Annotated in this window: 14 protein-coding genes; 9 read left to right on the top strand and 5 right to left on the bottom strand. The window is 61.2% G+C overall.

Going from position 1 to position 14,871, the window contains the following annotated elements; all coding sequences use genetic code 11:
* Positions 1-138 precede the first annotated feature (138 nt).
* Positions 139-708: a transporter substrate-binding domain-containing protein gene (locus ACZ5M5_RS01350; RefSeq protein WP_060739695.1), complete on the bottom strand. Its 570-nt coding sequence runs from the start codon at positions 706-708 to the stop codon at positions 139-141.
* Positions 709-841: 133 nt separating this feature from the next.
* Between ACZ5M5_RS01350 and ACZ5M5_RS01345 the strand changes: the two genes are divergently transcribed.
* Entirely contained in the window at positions 842-1,267 is a 426-nt protein-coding gene (locus ACZ5M5_RS01345) for a DUF4399 domain-containing protein (protein WP_060743095.1), read from the top strand.
* A 190-nt stretch (positions 1,268-1,457) separates the two neighbouring features.
* On the opposite strand, the gene serA is transcribed toward ACZ5M5_RS01345, so the two are convergent.
* Positions 1,458-2,687 carry a phosphoglycerate dehydrogenase gene (serA, locus tag ACZ5M5_RS01340; RefSeq protein ID WP_025211258.1) on the bottom strand — a complete coding sequence of 410 codons (1,230 nt, stop codon included), beginning with the start codon at positions 2,685-2,687 and terminating at the stop codon, positions 1,458-1,460.
* 205 nt (positions 2,688-2,892) lie between these two features.
* On the opposite strand from serA, the gene ACZ5M5_RS01335 reads away from it, so the two are divergent.
* From ACZ5M5_RS01335 to ACZ5M5_RS01320, 4 genes are all read left to right on the top strand, one after another.
* A complete protein-coding gene (locus ACZ5M5_RS01335) occupies positions 2,893-4,287 on the top strand; it encodes an FAD-binding oxidoreductase (RefSeq protein WP_464738472.1) in 1,395 nt (464 codons plus the stop codon).
* Positions 4,288-4,328: 41 nt separating this feature from the next.
* Positions 4,329-4,994 (top strand): fumarylacetoacetate hydrolase family protein, encoded by a 666-nt coding sequence (locus ACZ5M5_RS01330; protein ID WP_103310236.1) that lies wholly within the window; start codon positions 4,329-4,331, stop codon positions 4,992-4,994.
* Positions 4,995-5,225: 231 nt separating this feature from the next.
* Positions 5,226-6,155 carry an SdiA-regulated domain-containing protein gene (locus tag ACZ5M5_RS01325; RefSeq protein ID WP_464738471.1) on the top strand — a complete coding sequence of 310 codons (930 nt, stop codon included), beginning with the start codon at positions 5,226-5,228 and terminating at the stop codon, positions 6,153-6,155.
* A gap of 121 nt (positions 6,156-6,276) precedes the next feature.
* Positions 6,277-7,191: an SdiA-regulated domain-containing protein gene (locus ACZ5M5_RS01320; protein ID WP_060739699.1), complete on the top strand. Its 915-nt coding sequence runs from the start codon at positions 6,277-6,279 to the stop codon at positions 7,189-7,191.
* A gap of 141 nt (positions 7,192-7,332) precedes the next feature.
* Here the strand turns inward: ACZ5M5_RS01320 and rpiA are convergent, their stop codons facing one another.
* Positions 7,333-8,007 (bottom strand): ribose-5-phosphate isomerase RpiA, encoded by a 675-nt coding sequence (rpiA, locus tag ACZ5M5_RS01315; RefSeq protein ID WP_060739700.1) that lies wholly within the window; start codon positions 8,005-8,007, stop codon positions 7,333-7,335.
* A 253-nt stretch (positions 8,008-8,260) separates the two neighbouring features.
* Between rpiA and ilvA the strand changes: the two genes are divergently transcribed.
* Together ilvA and ACZ5M5_RS01305 are read left to right on the top strand one after the other, a co-directional pair.
* Positions 8,261-9,775 carry a threonine ammonia-lyase, biosynthetic gene (ilvA, locus tag ACZ5M5_RS01310; protein WP_072409243.1) on the top strand — a complete coding sequence of 505 codons (1,515 nt, stop codon included), beginning with the start codon at positions 8,261-8,263 and terminating at the stop codon, positions 9,773-9,775.
* A 47-nt stretch (positions 9,776-9,822) separates the two neighbouring features.
* Positions 9,823-10,251 (top strand): DUF2269 family protein, encoded by a 429-nt coding sequence (locus ACZ5M5_RS01305; protein ID WP_060739702.1) that lies wholly within the window; start codon positions 9,823-9,825, stop codon positions 10,249-10,251.
* 106 nt (positions 10,252-10,357) lie between these two features.
* Here ACZ5M5_RS01305 and ACZ5M5_RS01300 read toward each other — a convergent pair whose 3' ends face one another.
* Entirely contained in the window at positions 10,358-11,014 is a 657-nt protein-coding gene (locus ACZ5M5_RS01300) for a histidinol-phosphatase (RefSeq protein ID WP_060739703.1), read from the bottom strand.
* Between the two features lie 143 nt (positions 11,015-11,157).
* Between ACZ5M5_RS01300 and ACZ5M5_RS01295 the strand changes: the two genes are divergently transcribed.
* Together ACZ5M5_RS01295 and ptsP are read left to right on the top strand one after the other, a co-directional pair.
* Positions 11,158-11,637, top strand: coding sequence for an RNA pyrophosphohydrolase (locus tag ACZ5M5_RS01295; RefSeq protein WP_003186867.1), 480 nt, complete (start codon positions 11,158-11,160; stop codon positions 11,635-11,637).
* A gap of 22 nt (positions 11,638-11,659) precedes the next feature.
* Positions 11,660-13,939, top strand: coding sequence for a phosphoenolpyruvate--protein phosphotransferase (gene ptsP, locus ACZ5M5_RS01290; protein WP_053180992.1), 2,280 nt, complete (start codon positions 11,660-11,662; stop codon positions 13,937-13,939).
* 115 nt (positions 13,940-14,054) lie between these two features.
* On the opposite strand, the gene ACZ5M5_RS01285 is transcribed toward ptsP, so the two are convergent.
* Positions 14,055-14,801 carry an NRDE family protein gene (locus ACZ5M5_RS01285; RefSeq protein WP_464738470.1) on the bottom strand — a complete coding sequence of 249 codons (747 nt, stop codon included), beginning with the start codon at positions 14,799-14,801 and terminating at the stop codon, positions 14,055-14,057.
* Positions 14,802-14,871: the final 70 nt, after the last annotated feature.

Here is a 14,871-nt window from a genome sequence, read left to right as displayed (position 1 = left end):
CAAGCTCGCTCCCACACTCGATCAGTTCCGAACTCATGATCTGTGAGCACCGCAGCTCCCATGTGGGAGCGAGCTTGCTCGCGATAGCGGTCCAACAGTCAATGAAGCTTGATGGCTTGGCCTCATCGCCTGGAAGCTTCACTCCTGTTTTTTCAACCACTTCTGCGACAACTGCTCCAGCCTCCCGTCATCCTTGATACGCGTCAGGGCGTTATCCAGGCTGGCCTTGAACGCCGGGTTGCCCTTCTGGAACGGAATCACCAGGCTCGGCGGCGGGCCGCTCTTCTCTTCTTCCGGTTGGAACGACTGCGCCATGACCAACGGACGCTGCGGCTCCTCCTTGCTCGCCAGCAATTGTGCATCCGGATGGCTGTAAGCGGCACTGAGGTCGAAACGTTCGGCCAGTTCCGGGGTCATTGCTATGTGGTTGATGGCAACGTCGTACTTGCCACTCTCCACACCGGGCAGCAGATCCCCGGCATCGGTGACCACGAAATCGGGCCGTACATCGAGTTCCGCCGCGAGCATTTCACCCAGTTCTACTTCGAAGCCGGTGAGTTTGCCGTCTTCCTTGAAGTTGAAGGGCGCGGTGTTGGCCTCAAGGGCAATGCGCAGTTCGCCACGGTCATTGATGTCATCGATCAGTTCGGCATGAGCCAGGGGGCTCAAAAGGGGTAGCAGGCAAATCAGGCCAGGCAGAAAGCGCATGGTCACTCCTTTGTATTTATACAAGCGACGCTCGTTTCAGGCTCGCTTTGCTATGGTTGTTGCAGGCTTCGACAACGATTGGTCATGAAGTTGTGATGGCCAGGCGGATTTCATGGAAAAACTGGAGAAAAAAATGAAAAGCTTTATGTCTCGTGCCGCGTTGGCCGGTCTGTTATTGGGCGCTTCGATGCTGGCAAGCGCCGCGACACCGGCGCCTAAAGGTGCTGAAGTGTTCATCGTTTCCCCGGCAGACGGCGACACCGTCGCCCAGGAATTCACGGTCAAGTTCGGCGTCAAGGACATCGCCCTGGCCCCCGCCGGCGATGTGACCAAGAACACTGGCCATCACCATTTGCTGATCGATGTCGACACGTTGCCTGCGGCAGGCGCAGCGATTCCAAACGACGCCAACCACATGCACTTCGGCAAGGCACAGACCCAGGCCACCATCAAACTGGCCCCGGGCAAGCACACCTTGCAATTGATCCTGGGCGACAGTGGCCACATGCCGTTCGAGCCGTCGATCGTGTCCGAGAAAATCACTGTCAACGTGAAATAACGTATTACTGGCTGACACAACACAACCCGGTGGGAGCGAGCTTGCTCGCGATAGCGGTGTGCCAGTGGATAGATCGGCCAACTGGACCGACGCTATCGCGAGCAAGCTCGCTCCCACAGGTTATGTGCTCGACAAAAAAACGGGAGCCCCTTGCGAGGCTCCCGTTTTTTTTACTGCAAAGCCAGCCTGCTTAGAACAACACGCGGCAACGAATCGTGCCATTGATGTGCTGCAGCTTCTCTTGCGCCAGGTCCGAGTATTCGGCGTCGACGTCGATCACGACGTAGCCGACTTTCTCGTTGGTCTGCAGGAACTGACCGGAAATGTTGATGCCGTTTTCGGCGAAGACCTTGTTGATCTCGCTCATCACACCCGGGATGTTCTCGTGGATGTGCAGCAGGCGATGCTTGCCAGGGTGTGCCGGCAGGGCCACTTCCGGGAAGTTCACCGACGATACCGACGTACCGTTGTCGCTGTACTTGACCAGTTTCTCCGCCACTTCCAGGCCGATGTTGGCTTGGGCTTCAGCGGTGGAACCGCCGATGTGCGGGGTCAGGATCACGTTGTCCAGGCCACGCAGCGGGCTTTCGAAGATGTCGTCGTTGGAGCGTGGCTCCACCGGGAACACGTCGATGGCGGCGCCGATCAGGTGCTTGTCCTTGATCGCTTCGGCCAGGGCGTCGAGCTTGACCACGGTGCCACGCGCGGCGTTGATCAGGATCCCGCCCTTCTTGATGGCACGGATTTCCTTCTCGCCGATCATCCACTGGGTGGCGGCGGTTTCCGGTACGTGCAGGGTCACGATGTCGGACATGCCCAGCAGCTCGTGCAAGTCGTTGACCTGGGTGGCGTTGCCCAGGGGCAGCTTGGTCACGGTGTCGTAGAAGAACACTTGCATGCCCAAGCCTTCAGCCAGTACCGACAACTGCGTGCCGATCGAGCCGTAGCCGACGATACCCAGCTTCTTGCCGCGGATTTCGAAGGAGTTGGCCGCGCTCTTGATCCAGCCACCACGGTGGCAGGAAGCGTTCTTCTCAGGGATGCCGCGCAGCAGCAGGATCGCTTCGGCCAGCACCAGCTCGGCGACGGAACGGGTGTTGGAGTACGGCGCGTTGAACACCGCGATACCGCGCTCGCGAGCCGCGTTGAGGTCAACCTGGTTGGTGCCGATGCAGAAGCAGCCGACCGCCACCAGTTTCTTGGCGTGGTCGAAGATCTCTTCGGTCAGTTGAGTACGGGAGCGAATGCCGATGAAGTGAGCATCGGCGATCTTTTCCTTGAGCTGGGCTTCCGGCAGAGAACTGGTGATGTACTCGATGCTGGTGTAGCCCGCCGACTTGAGGACGTCGACAGCCGATTGGTGGACGCCTTCGAGAAGAAGGAACTTGATCTTGCTCTTATCGAGAGAAGTCTTGCTCATCTGCGTAAACCTGTGTCCCGGAGAAAAATGGCAGGGAATCGGACAGCGCATGCTGGCCCGACCGGCGTGACAGCCGTCGCCGCAGAACAGCCGTTGGGCACTACGCTGCGGGGTCGGTATGCTAGCATACGCACCCCGCTAAACACTCATTCCTGCGACGTGAAGCGTTCTCAGGATGACCATGAATTGTTCGAGAGTTCTATCGATGACCCATCCTGCCGTGATAGATGAGCTGAAGACCCTGGTTGAGCCTGGCAAGGTCCTGACCGATGCCGACTCCCTGAACGCTTACGGCAAGGATTGGACCAAGCATTTCGCCCCGGCGCCTTCGGCCATTGTCTTTCCCAAGACCACCGAACAGGTCCAGGCCATCGTGCGCTGGGCCAATGCGCACAAAATCGCGCTGGTGCCATCGGGCGGGCGCACCGGGCTGTCCGCCGCGGCCGTGGCCGCCAACGGCGAAGTCGTGGTGTCATTCGACTACATGAACCAGATTCTCGACGTGAACCTGACCGACCGTACTGCCGTGTGCCAGCCGGGCGTGGTCACCGAACAGCTGCAGAACCAGGCTGAGGAACATGGCCTGTACTACCCGGTGGACTTCGCTTCGGCAGGTTCCAGCCAGATTGGCGGCAATATCGGCACCAATGCCGGCGGTATCAAGGTCATTCGCTACGGCATGACTCGCAACTGGGTGGCAGGCATGAAGGTCGTCACCGGCAAGGGCGACCTGCTGGAGCTGAACAAGGACCTGATCAAGAACGCCACCGGCTACGACTTGCGGCAGCTGTTCATCGGCGCCGAGGGCACCCTGGGCTTCGTGGTCGAGGCCACCATGCGCCTGGACCGTGCGCCGAAAAACCTCACCGCCATGGTGCTCGGCACCCCGGACTTCGACTCGATCATGCCGGTGCTGCACGCTTTCCAAGGCAAGCTGGACCTGACCGCCTTCGAATTCTTCTCCGACAAGGCCCTGGCCAAGGTCCTCGGTCGTGGCGACGTTCCGGCACCGTTCGAAACCGACTGCCCGTTCTACGCCTTGCTGGAATTCGAAGCCACCACCGAAGAGGTCGCCAACCACGCCCTGGAAACCTTCGAGCACTGCGTGGAGCAGGGCTGGGTGCTGGACGGTGTGATGAGCCAGAGCGAAACCCAACTGCAGAACCTGTGGAAGCTGCGCGAGTACATCTCCGAAACCATTTCCCACTGGACGCCGTACAAGAACGACATTTCGGTGACTGTCTCGAAAGTCCCGGCCTTCTTGCGGGAAATCGACGCGATCGTCGGCGAACACTACCCGGATTTCGAAATCGTCTGGTTCGGCCACATCGGCGACGGCAACCTGCACTTGAATATCCTCAAGCCGGAAAACCTCAGCAAGGATGAGTTTTTCGCCAAGTGCGCGACCGTGAACAAATGGGTCTTTGAAACCGTCGAGAAGTACAACGGCTCGATTTCCGCCGAACACGGCGTGGGCATGACCAAGCGCGACTACCTGACCTATAGTCGTTCGCCGGTAGAAATCGAATACATGAAAGCCGTGAAGGCCGTCTTCGACCCGAACGGCATCATGAACCCGGGCAAGATTTTCCCGATTTGATACCTAAAACACCTGATGAACCCCAGAAGCAGGAGTCGGTAATGAGCTATCAGCACCAGTATGTCGACGGTACACGTATTCATTTCCCGGTGGGGAAAGTGGTGTGCATTGGCCGTAACTATGCCGAACATGCAAAGGAACTGGACAACCCGGTGCCCACCGAACCCTTGCTGTTCATCAAGCCGGGCAGTTGTGTGGTGCCACTGGAAGGCGGCTTCAGCATTCCTGCCGACCGTGGCTCGGTGCACTACGAGGCGGAAATCGCCGTACTGATCGGCAAGCCGCTGTCCACCAAGCCCAGCGCTGAAGAAGTACTGGACGCGATCTCCGGCTTCGCCCCGGCCCTGGACCTGACCCTGCGGGACAAACAGGCCGAGCTCAAGGCCAAGGGCCTGCCCTGGGAGATTGCCAAGTCCTTTGACGGCGCGGCGGTGATTGCCCCCTTTGTTTCGAACGCCACATTTGCCGACCTGACCGACATTCCCGTGCGCTTGACCATCAACGGTGAAGTGCGCCAGGACGGCAACAGCAGCCTGATGCTCAACCCCATCGTGCCGATGATCCAATACATGGCCGGTTGCTTCTCGCTGCAGGCCGGCGACGTGATCCTCACCGGCACCCCGGCAGGCGTCGGGCCGCTGAATGCAGGCGATGAGCTGATCCTGGAACTGCCAGGGACGAGCCGCTTCGAAAGCAGCGTTCGCTAACGGCCAACCTTTGCCTCCTTGTGGGAGCGAGCTTGCTCGCGATAGCGGTGTGTCAGCCAACATCCCTGTTGAAGGTGATGGCCTCATCGCGAGCAAGCTCGCTCCCACAGGCATGTATGGCGCATCTGCGATCATTTACCGTTTTTTTCACATGCCATCTGGATAATTCCGGGGAATGCGGCATCTGAGCCAGCCACTCCCCTAGCCGAATTTTCTGGAACGCATTCCCCGATGGCCAAAACCCAAGCACTGTCTGCCAAACCTGCCCGCCGCTCGCGCTTCGCCCTGCCCTGGTATGCCTGGTCGCTGCTGGCGGTGGCCGCAGCCTATGGCCTGGCGGTTGCGATGCATTGGGACGACCGTGGCCTGCTTTGGCTATCGGAACACTTCCAGAGCCCGGCCCAGCGCCAGGAAAGCATCTGGTTGCCGGACTACCACGTCGTGATCGACGCCAAACCGCTACCGGACATGGAGAAGGACGAGGCGTCCGATGTGGCCTACAACCCACAGACCAAGACCCTGTTCGCGGTCATGGGCAAGAACCCGTTCCTGGTGGAACTGACCCTGCAGGGCGACGTGCTGCGCAAGATGCCTTTGGTGGGCTGGAACAACCCCGAAGGCGTGACCTGCATGACCAATGGCCTGTTGGCGATTACCGACGAACGCAATCACATGCTGTCGATCGTCCAGGTGGATGCCAACACCCGCGAACTGAACAGCACTGACTTTCCTCACTATGACCTGGGCGCCTCGCAGAACCAGAACAAAGGGTTCGAAGCGATCGCCTGGGACCCGCGCAACCAGCAACTGGTGCTCGGCGAAGAACGCCCGCCGGCACTGTTCACCTGGAAAAGCGATGGCAGCCAACTGCTCAAGGGCGACAAGCAGATCCATGTCAACAATGAACTGGACCTGCGCAACCTCTCGGCATTGGCGATCGACCCGCGCACTGGCCATACGCTGGTGCTTTCGGCCGACTCCCACCTGCTGCTGGAACTGGACGAAAAAGGCGAGCAAGTCAGCTTCATGACCTTGCTGGGTGGCTTCAACGGCCTGAAAGACACGATCCCTCGCGCCGAAGGCGTCACCATCGACGATGCCGGCAACCTGTACATAGTCAGCGAGCCGAATCTGTTCTATCGTCTCGAAAAACAGCGCTGACAGGACTAACTCTGTAAGGTAAGTTCCCTTTCGTTGTAGGGTGTGGCACACCGCCATTAAGTTTCAGTTCAGGCAGCCGTGGTATTTCCACTCACCTGTTCTCATCCGAGCCCACCCCAACATGCGTCGACTCGCCCGTCCCAAACCCGTGATTCTGATATTGCTGACGCTGGCGCTGATCTTCCTGATCGCCGCCGGCCAGTATTTGCGCCTGTTCGAACGCGCCTGGTTCAACCTCCACACCTATTGGAAACCCATCAGCGAAGAAACCATCGCCCTGGACCAATACCGGGTCACGGTGGAGGCGCAGGTGATCGACGGGCTGGACGATGACGTTTCCGCGCTGACGTTCGATCCGATCCGCAAGAGCCTGTTCACCGTGACCAATAAAAACGCCGAGATGATCGAGCTGTCGCTGGACGGCAAGATTTTGCGGCGCATCGCCCTGATCGGCTTTGGCGATCCGGAGGCGGTGGAATTCATCAGCGAAGACACTTACGTCATCACTGACGAACGCCAGCAGCGCCTGATCAAGATTCATTTGGAGGACGACACCCAATTCCTTGACGCCGCCGACGCCGAGCAAATGACCCTCGGCGTGCACATGAGCGGCAACAAGGGGTTCGAAGGGCTGGCCTACGACTCAGTGGGCAAACGCCTGTTCGTGGCCAAGGAACGCGACCCGATGCTGATTTATGAAGTGCATGGGTTTCCCCACCACAATCCGGAAAAATCCTACGCGGTCCATGTGATCAACAACCCCAAGCGCGATGCGGGGCTGTTCGTGCGCGACCTTTCAAGCCTGCAATACGATGAACGCAGCGGCCACTTGCTGGCGCTGTCCGATGAATCGCGGTTGATTATCGAATTGGATATCGACGGCCGGCCGCTGAGCACGCTGTCGTTGAGCAAGGGTGGCCAGGGCCTGCAAAAAACCGTGCCCCAGGCCGAAGGCCTGGCCATGGACGATGATGGCAACCTGTACCTGGTGAGCGAGCCGAACCTGTTCTATGTGTTCAAGAAGCCACAGCCTTGATGCACCACAAAACCTAATGTGGGAGCGAGCTTGCTCGCGATGGCGGTGAGTCTGCCAACATTAGCGTGTTGGATAGACCGCTATCGCGAGCAAGCTCGCTCCCACAGGGACTGCTTCACTCAAAAGAACTGTTTCGCCAACTTACTCAGCCCGCAGGGTCTTCACCCCTTCAGCGGTTCCCAGCAACAGCACATCCGCCGGACGCGCCGCGAACAAACCATTGGTGACCACGCCAACGATGGCGTTGATCTGGCTTTCCAGCTCCACCGGGTTGGTGATCTGCAGGTTATGCACGTCCAGGATGATATTGCCGTTATCGGTCAGCACGCCTTCGCGGTACACCGGGTCGCCGCCCAGCTTCACCAGTTGCCGGGCCACGTGGCTGCGGGCCATGGGAATGACTTCCACCGGCAATGGGAATGCGCCCAGCACCGGCACCAGCTTGCTGGCGTCGGCGATGCAGATGAAGGTCTTGGCCACCGCCGCGACGATCTTCTCGCGGGTCAAGGCCGCGCCGCCGCCCTTGATCAGGTTCAGGTGCGCGTCGCTTTCGTCGGCGCCGTCGATGTAGAACTCCAGGTCACTGACGGTGTTGAGCTCGTACACTGGGATCCCGTGGCCCTTGAGGCGCGCGGCAGTCGCTTCGGAGCTGGCGACCGCACCGTCGAACGCGCCCTTGTGTTGCGCCAGCGCATCGATGAAGCAATTGGCCGTGGAGCCGGTGCCGACCCCGACGACGCTCTTGTCATCCAGTTTCGGGAGGATGAGGTCGACGGCGGCCTGGGCCACGGCCTGTTTGAGTTGATCCTGGGTCATGCGGGCTCCGAAGGTGCCGAGAGGGAACGAAAGGCCGGCATTATAGGCGTAGAAACCGTGGCGAGGGAGCTTGCTCCCGCTTGAGTGCGAAGGGCTCATCGCTTTTTCTGGGGCCGCTGCGCGGCCCAACGGGAGTAGGCACCCTCGCCAGCGGGGGCTCGCTGCCTTCAAACCCCTTAATTCGTGTGGTCGCCCGGCCAAAAGCCGGGTTAGACTCCTTGGCCCTGCCCAACCCGCTCAGTGATGCTTTCCGATGCTTGAACAGTACGTCAAAAAGATCCTCACCTCGCGCGTTTACGACGTTGCCGTAGAAACCCCGCTGCAGACCGCTCGCCAGCTCTCCGAGCGGCTGGGCAACAGCATTTTGCTCAAGCGTGAAGACTTGCAGCCGGTGTTCTCGTTCAAGATTCGCGGCGCCTACAACAAGCTGACCCAGCTCAGCGACGAAGAGCGCGCCCGCGGCGTGGTCACGGCTTCGGCGGGCAACCACGCCCAGGGCCTGGCCCTGGCGGCCAAGGTGCTGGGGGTCAAGGCCACCATCGTGATGCCCAAGACCACGCCGGAAATCAAGGTCGAAGGCGTGCGCTCCCGTGGCGGCAAAGTGGTGCTGCACGGCGATTCGTTCCCCGAAGCCCTGGCCTATTCGCTGAAACTGGTGGACGAAAAGGGCTACGTCTACATCCACCCGTATGACGACCCCCACACCATTGCCGGGCAGGGCACGGTGGCGATGGAGATCCTGCGCCAGCACCCTGGACGCCTGGATGCGATTTTCGTCCCGGTGGGCGGTGGCGGGCTGATTGCCGGGATCGCGGCCTACGTGAAATACCTGCGCCCGGACATCAAGATCATCGGCGTCGAACCGGACGACTCCAATTGCCTGCAAGCGGCCATGGCCGCGGGCGAGCGCGTGGTGCTGCCGACCGTGGGGCTGTTCGCCGACGGCGTTGCCGTGGCGCAGATCGGCCAGCACACCTTTGATATCTGCAAGCATCATGTGGACGAAGTGATCACCGTCAGTACCGACGAAATCTGCGCCGCCATCAAGGATATCTACGACGATACCCGCTCGATCACCGAACCTGCCGGCGCCCTGGGCGTGGCCGGGATCAAGAAATACGTCGAGTCACGGGGCATCAGCGGCCAGACCCTGGTGGCCATCGACTCCGGTGCCAACGTCAACTTCGACCGCTTGCGCCACGTCGCCGAGCGCGCCGAGCTGGGCGAAGGCCGCGAAGCGATCATCGCCGTGACCATCCCCGAGAAGCCGGGCAGCTTCAAGGCGTTCTGCGAAGCCGTCGGCAAGCGCCAGATCACCGAGTTCAACTATCGCTACAACACCGGCAGTGAAGCGCACATTTTCGTCGGCGTGCAGACCCACCCGGAAAACGACCCGCGCAGCGCGCTGATCGCCAGCCTGACCGAACAAGGCTTCCCGGTGCTGGACCTGACCGACAATGAGCTGGCCAAGTTGCACATCCGCCACATGGTCGGCGGGCATGCGGCCCATGTCATCGATGAAGTGGTGCTGCGCTTCGAGTTCCCGGAGCGCCCGGGCGCGCTGTTCAACTTTCTCAACAAGCTGGGTGGGCGCTGGAATATCTCGATGTTCCACTACCGCAACCATGGCGCCGCGGACGGCCGCGTGGTCGCGGGGCTGCAAGTGCCTCACGATGAACGCCACCTGGTACCGGCGGCCCTGGAGGAAATCGGCTATCCGTACTGGGATGAAAGTGACAACCCGGCGTATCAGCTGTTCCTGGGGTGAACCCTACAGAGGCTAAGCTGTTGAGCACGTCATAAGGAAATCGAACGATGGAAACGTTAACCGCGCTGAAAATCGCTCACGTCGTCGCCACGGTGTTGCTGTTGGCAGGTGCCCTGGGGCTGGCCGTCTGGGTCTGGCGCACGCGACGCAACGGCGATGCCACGGCGGCCGCGCGCACGCTACAACGGCCGCGACTGTTCGTCTGGCTGGTGATGATCCTGGCACTGGCGAGCCTGCCCTTCACCGGCTGGTGGATGGTGCATCAAGTCGGCTGGCCACTGGGCCAGACCTGGCTGCTGGCTTCCAGCGTGCTGTACACCGTGGCGGCGCTGGCCGGGTTCTGGCTATTGGTACGGTTGAACAGACTGCGCAAGCTGCCGACGGCGGGCAACGGCAAATTCACCTTGGCCCTGGCGCTGTTCAGCGTCGTCTGCTTTATCGCCATTGCGGGGTTGATGGGGGCCAAGCCGGTTTAAGGCTTTGGACCGTGTCGCCTTCATCGCGAGCAAGCTCGCTCCCACAAGAGGTTGCGTGATCGACGCAAATCCCCTGTGGGAGCGAGCTTGCTCGCGATAGCCATTTTCAGCCGCGCAACGAAATCACCGGCCAACCCCGCCTCTCGGCCTCGGCCCGAAGATTCGGATCCGGATCCACCGCCACCGGGTGCGTCACCACCTCCAGCAACGGCAAGTCATTCATCGAGTCGCTATAGAAATAGCTGTTCTCCAGGGAATGCCCCGTTTCTTCCAGCCAACGGTTGAGGCGCGTCACCTTGCCCTCGCGAAAACACGGGATGTCGGTGCTGCGGCCGCTGTAGCGCCCGTCGACCATCTCGCATTCGGTGGCGATCAGGGTTTCGACGCCCAGGCGCTCGGCAATCGGCGCGGTGACGAAGCGGTTGGTGGCGGTAATGATCACCAGCTTGTCGCCAGCGTCACGGTGCTTTTCCAGCAGTTCGATGGCCTGGGGCAATACGATCGGCTCGATGCAGTCGCGCATGTAGTCCTGGTGCCACTGGGCCAGCACGTGCATTTCGGTACGGCCGAGGATTTCCAGGCAAAAGTTCAGGTACTCGGCGTTGTCGAGCTTGCCGGCCAGGTAATCCTCGTAGAACGCGTCGTTGCGTGCCTTGTACGTGACAGCGTCCAGAAAACCGCGCTCACACAGGTAATCGCCCCACGCGTGGTCGCTGTCGCCGCCCAGCAATGTGTTATCCAAGTCGAATAAAGCCAGCCGCATTGCAGTTACTCGCTGAAAAATCTGAAGAAAGGCGTCCAGAATACGGACTTTTCACAAGAGTGCACATAAGCTAGGGGCGCTCGTTGCTGCTTTCACAACCTTTGTGGAACAATGCGGCGACATGCGTTTGCGAGGTTGTTGCCGTGATCGATCCCGATGGTTTCCGTCCCAATGTGGGGATCATTCTTACGAATGATGCTGGGCAGGTGCTATGGGCTCGCCGTATCAATCAAGACGCCTGGCAGTTTCCCCAGGGTGGGATCAACCCCCAGGAGACGCCGGAAGAGGCCTTGTACCGCGAGTTGAACGAAGAAGTGGGGCTTGAGCGAGAAGATGTCGAAATACTCGCCTGCACCCGAGGTTGGTTGCGCTATCGTTTGCCGCAACGCCTGGTCCGCACGCACAGCCAACCGCTGTGCATCGGCCAGAAGCAGAAATGGTTTCTCCTGCGCCTGATCTCCAACGAGCAGCGGGTGCGGATGGATTTGACCGGTAAACCGGAGTTCGATGGCTGGCGCTGGGTCAGCTATTGGTATCCGTTGGGCCAGGTGGTGACATTCAAGCGCGAAGTGTATCGACGCGCTCTCAAAGAGCTTGCCCCGCGCCTGCTGACGCGCGACTGACGACGGAGTTCGACCCCGAGCCATGCTCAATACGCTGCGCAAGATCGTCCAGGAAGTTAACTCCGCCAAGGATCTCAAGGCGGCGTTGGGGATTATTGTATTGCGCGTCAAAGAGGCCATGGGCAGCCAGGTCTGCTCGGTCTACCTGCTGGACCCCGAGACCAACCGTTTCGTGCTGATGGCCACCGAGGGCTTGAACAAGCGCTCCATTGGCAAGGTCAGCATGGCCCCCAATGAAGGCCTGGTCGGCCTGGTCGGCACGCGCGAAGAACCCCTGAACCTCGAAAACGCCGCGGATCACCCGCGCTACCGCTACTTTGCCGAAACGGGCGAAGAGCGTTATGCCTCGTTCCTCGGCGCACCGATCATCCACCACCGCCGCGTCGTCGGCGTGTTGGTCATCCAGCAAAAAGAGCGCCGCCAGTTCGACGAAGGTGAAGAAGCCTTCCTCGTGACCATGAGCGCGCAATTGGCCGGCGTTATCGCCCACGCCGAGGCCACCGGCTCGATCAGCGGCCTGGGTCGCCAGGGCAAGGGCATCCAGGAAGCCAAGTTCGTCGGCGTGCCGGGTTCGCCGGGCGCGGCGGTGGGCACGGCCGTGGTCATGTTGCCGCCTGCCGACCTCGACGTGGTGCCGGACAAGACCATCACCGACATCAACGCCGAGCTGGGCCTGTTCAAGACCGCCATCGAAGGCGTGCGGGCCGACATGCGGGCCCTGTCGGCCAAGCTGGCGACGCAGTTGCGCCCTGAAGAGCGCGCGCTGTTCGACGTTTACCTGATGATGCTCGACGATGCCTCCCTGGGCAGCGAAGTGACCACCGTCATCAAGACCGGCCAGTGGGCCCAGGGCGCGCTGCGCCAGGTGGTGACCGACCACGTCAACCGCTTCGAACTGATGGACGACGCCTACCTGCGCGAGCGCGCCTCGGACGTCAAGGACCTTGGCCGCCGGTTGCTGGCCTACTTGCAGCAGGAGCGCCAGCAGACCCTGGTCTACCCCGACAACACCATCCTGGTCAGTGAAGAGCTGACCCCGGCCATGCTCGGCGAAGTGCCCGAAGGCAAGCTGGCGGGGCTGGTTTCGGTATTGGGCTCGGGCAACTCCCACGTGGCGATCCTGGCCCGGGCCATGGGCATCCCGACGGTGATGGGCCTGGTGGACCTGCCGTATTCCAAGGTCGACGGCATCCAGATGATCGTCGATGGCTACCACGGCGAGGTCTACACCAACCCCAGCGACGTGCTGCGCAAGCAGTTTGCCGACGTGGTGGAGGAAGAAAAGCAACTGTCCCTGGGACTGGACGCGCTGCGGGACCTGCCGTGCGTGACCCTCGACGGCCACCGCATGCCCTTGTGGGTCAACACCGGCCTGCTGGCCGACGTGGCCCGGGCGCAGAAGCGTGGGGCCGAGGGTGTGGGCCTGTACCGCACCGAAGTGCCGTTCATGATCAACCAGCGCTTCCCCAGCGAAAAGGAACAGCTGGCGATCTACCGCGAACAACTGGCCGCGTTCCACCCGCAACCGGTGACCATGCGCAGCCTGGACATCGGCGGCGACAAGTCCCTGTCCTACTTCCCGATCAAGGAAGACAACCCGTTCCTCGGCTGGCGCGGCATCCGCGTGACACTCGACCACCCGGAAATCTTCCTGGTCCAGGCCCGCGCCATGCTCAAGGCCAGCGAGGGCCTGAACAACCTGCGCATCCTGTTGCCGATGATCTCCGGCACCCATGAACTGGAAGAAGCCCTGCACCTGATCCACCGGGCCTGGGGCGAAGTCCGCGACGAAGGCACCGACGTGCCGATGCCGCCGGTGGGGGTGATGATCGAGATCCCGGCGGCGGTGTACCAGACCAAGGAACTGGCGCGGCAGGTGGACTTCCTCTCGGTGGGCTCCAACGACCTGACCCAGTACCTGCTGGCCGTGGACCGTAACAACCCACGGGTTGCCGACCTGTACGACTACCTGCACCCGGCGGTGCTGCAAGCCCTGCAGAACGTGGTGCGTGACGCCCATGCCGAAGGCAAGCCGGTGAGCATCTGCGGTGAGATGGCCGGCGACCCGGCGGCCGCGGTGCTGCTGATGGCGATGGGGTTCGACAGCCTGTCGATGAACGCCACCAACCTGCCGAAAGTGAAGTGGATGCTGCGCCAGATCAACCTCAGCAAGGCCCAGGAATTGCTGGCGGAAGTGATGACCATCGACAATCCGCAGGTGATCCACAGCTCCCTGCAACTGGCGCTGAAGAACCTTGGGTTGGCGCGGATGATCAATCCGGCTTCGAACAAGACGCTCTGATCCTGCGGCGCCCCTATCGCGAGCAAGCTCGCTCCCACAGTGGATCTCAGTTGTTCACAAAATCGACTGTGGGAGCGAGCTTGCTCGCGATGAGGCCCGCAATGACACAGCAAAACTAAGCCCTGACCTCCACCTCCCCCAAATGCCCCCCATGCGGCCCGAAACTGCGCTCGACCATCTGCCGCGTCCCATCGGCATGGACAATCAGCGCCGTACTCGCCCGCGTCCCGTAGGCCGGGCTGGCAATGAACACACTCGATAGCAGCATCTCGGTCGCCAGGCCCACGCCCGTGTCTGGCAGTTCCGCCACCGGCGCGGGTTGCGGGTCGTTCAGCAGCGCCAACAAGGCCTCGGGCTGCGGATCGTCCAGCACCTCGCCCAGGGCCGCCCGGGCCTTGAGCAATTTGGGCCATGGCGTGTTCAGCCCAGCGTTCGACAAACCATAGACGCCCTCGGCCAGCCGCTGGGGCTGGGTATCGCGGGCGTTGTGGTGCCACAGCTCGGTGCCATCGCCGAGCAGCAGGTTGAAGCCACCATACTCGTTGGCGCGGGGCACGATCTCGCTGAGGTAATCGGCAATCGACAGATTCCCGGTCAGGAACCGCGCTACCAGCTCACCGCGCGACTTGAAGGCCGGCACCTGGCCTGGGTCGCGAATGTTGGTCAGGGCGGCAAAACGACCTTCGGCGCCAATGCCGAGCCAGGTGCCACCGGCTTCGAGATCGCGGCCGGCATGAACATGGGGCGCGTCAGGCCACTGCGCCAGGGGCAAGGTCGGCCGGGCGTAGAACTCGTCGCGGTTGGCCGCCACGATCAGCGGTTGGGCGTGGCCGGGGCGCCAGGCAAATACGATCAGGCACATCAGGTCGTCCTGTTAATAATGCCAATCCATTGAAAGAGTAGAGCCGAACACAGCCTTTGTGGCGAGGGCG

This window comes from Pseudomonas sp. Van50 (assembly GCF_055390755.1).
Note: the sequence above shows the minus strand (reverse complement) of the source record. Positions and strands in the feature narration are given on the sequence as shown.

What these genes read in the sequence shown, in the direction of transcription:
- ACZ5M5_RS01350 (WP_060739695.1), bottom strand. Translation starts at nt 708, where the DNA reads ATGCGCTTTCTGCCTGGCCTGATTTGCCTGCTACCCCTTTTGAGCCCC.
- ACZ5M5_RS01345 (WP_060743095.1), top strand. Translation starts at nt 842, where the DNA reads ATGAAAAGCTTTATGTCTCGTGCCGCGTTGGCCGGTCTGTTATTGGGC.
- serA (WP_025211258.1), bottom strand. Translation starts at nt 2,687, where the DNA reads ATGAGCAAGACTTCTCTCGATAAGAGCAAGATCAAGTTCCTTCTTCTC.
- ACZ5M5_RS01335 (WP_464738472.1), top strand. Translation starts at nt 2,893, where the DNA reads ATGACCCATCCTGCCGTGATAGATGAGCTGAAGACCCTGGTTGAGCCT.
- ACZ5M5_RS01330 (WP_103310236.1), top strand. Translation starts at nt 4,329, where the DNA reads ATGAGCTATCAGCACCAGTATGTCGACGGTACACGTATTCATTTCCCG.
- ACZ5M5_RS01325 (WP_464738471.1), top strand. Translation starts at nt 5,226, where the DNA reads ATGGCCAAAACCCAAGCACTGTCTGCCAAACCTGCCCGCCGCTCGCGC.
- ACZ5M5_RS01320 (WP_060739699.1), top strand. Translation starts at nt 6,277, where the DNA reads ATGCGTCGACTCGCCCGTCCCAAACCCGTGATTCTGATATTGCTGACG.
- rpiA (WP_060739700.1), bottom strand. Translation starts at nt 8,007, where the DNA reads ATGACCCAGGATCAACTCAAACAGGCCGTGGCCCAGGCCGCCGTCGAC.
- ilvA (WP_072409243.1), top strand. Translation starts at nt 8,261, where the DNA reads ATGCTTGAACAGTACGTCAAAAAGATCCTCACCTCGCGCGTTTACGAC.
- ACZ5M5_RS01305 (WP_060739702.1), top strand. Translation starts at nt 9,823, where the DNA reads ATGGAAACGTTAACCGCGCTGAAAATCGCTCACGTCGTCGCCACGGTG.
- ACZ5M5_RS01300 (WP_060739703.1), bottom strand. Translation starts at nt 11,014, where the DNA reads ATGCGGCTGGCTTTATTCGACTTGGATAACACATTGCTGGGCGGCGAC.
- ptsP (WP_053180992.1), top strand. Translation starts at nt 11,660, where the DNA reads ATGCTCAATACGCTGCGCAAGATCGTCCAGGAAGTTAACTCCGCCAAG.
- ACZ5M5_RS01285 (WP_464738470.1), bottom strand. Translation starts at nt 14,801, where the DNA reads ATGTGCCTGATCGTATTTGCCTGGCGCCCCGGCCACGCCCAACCGCTG.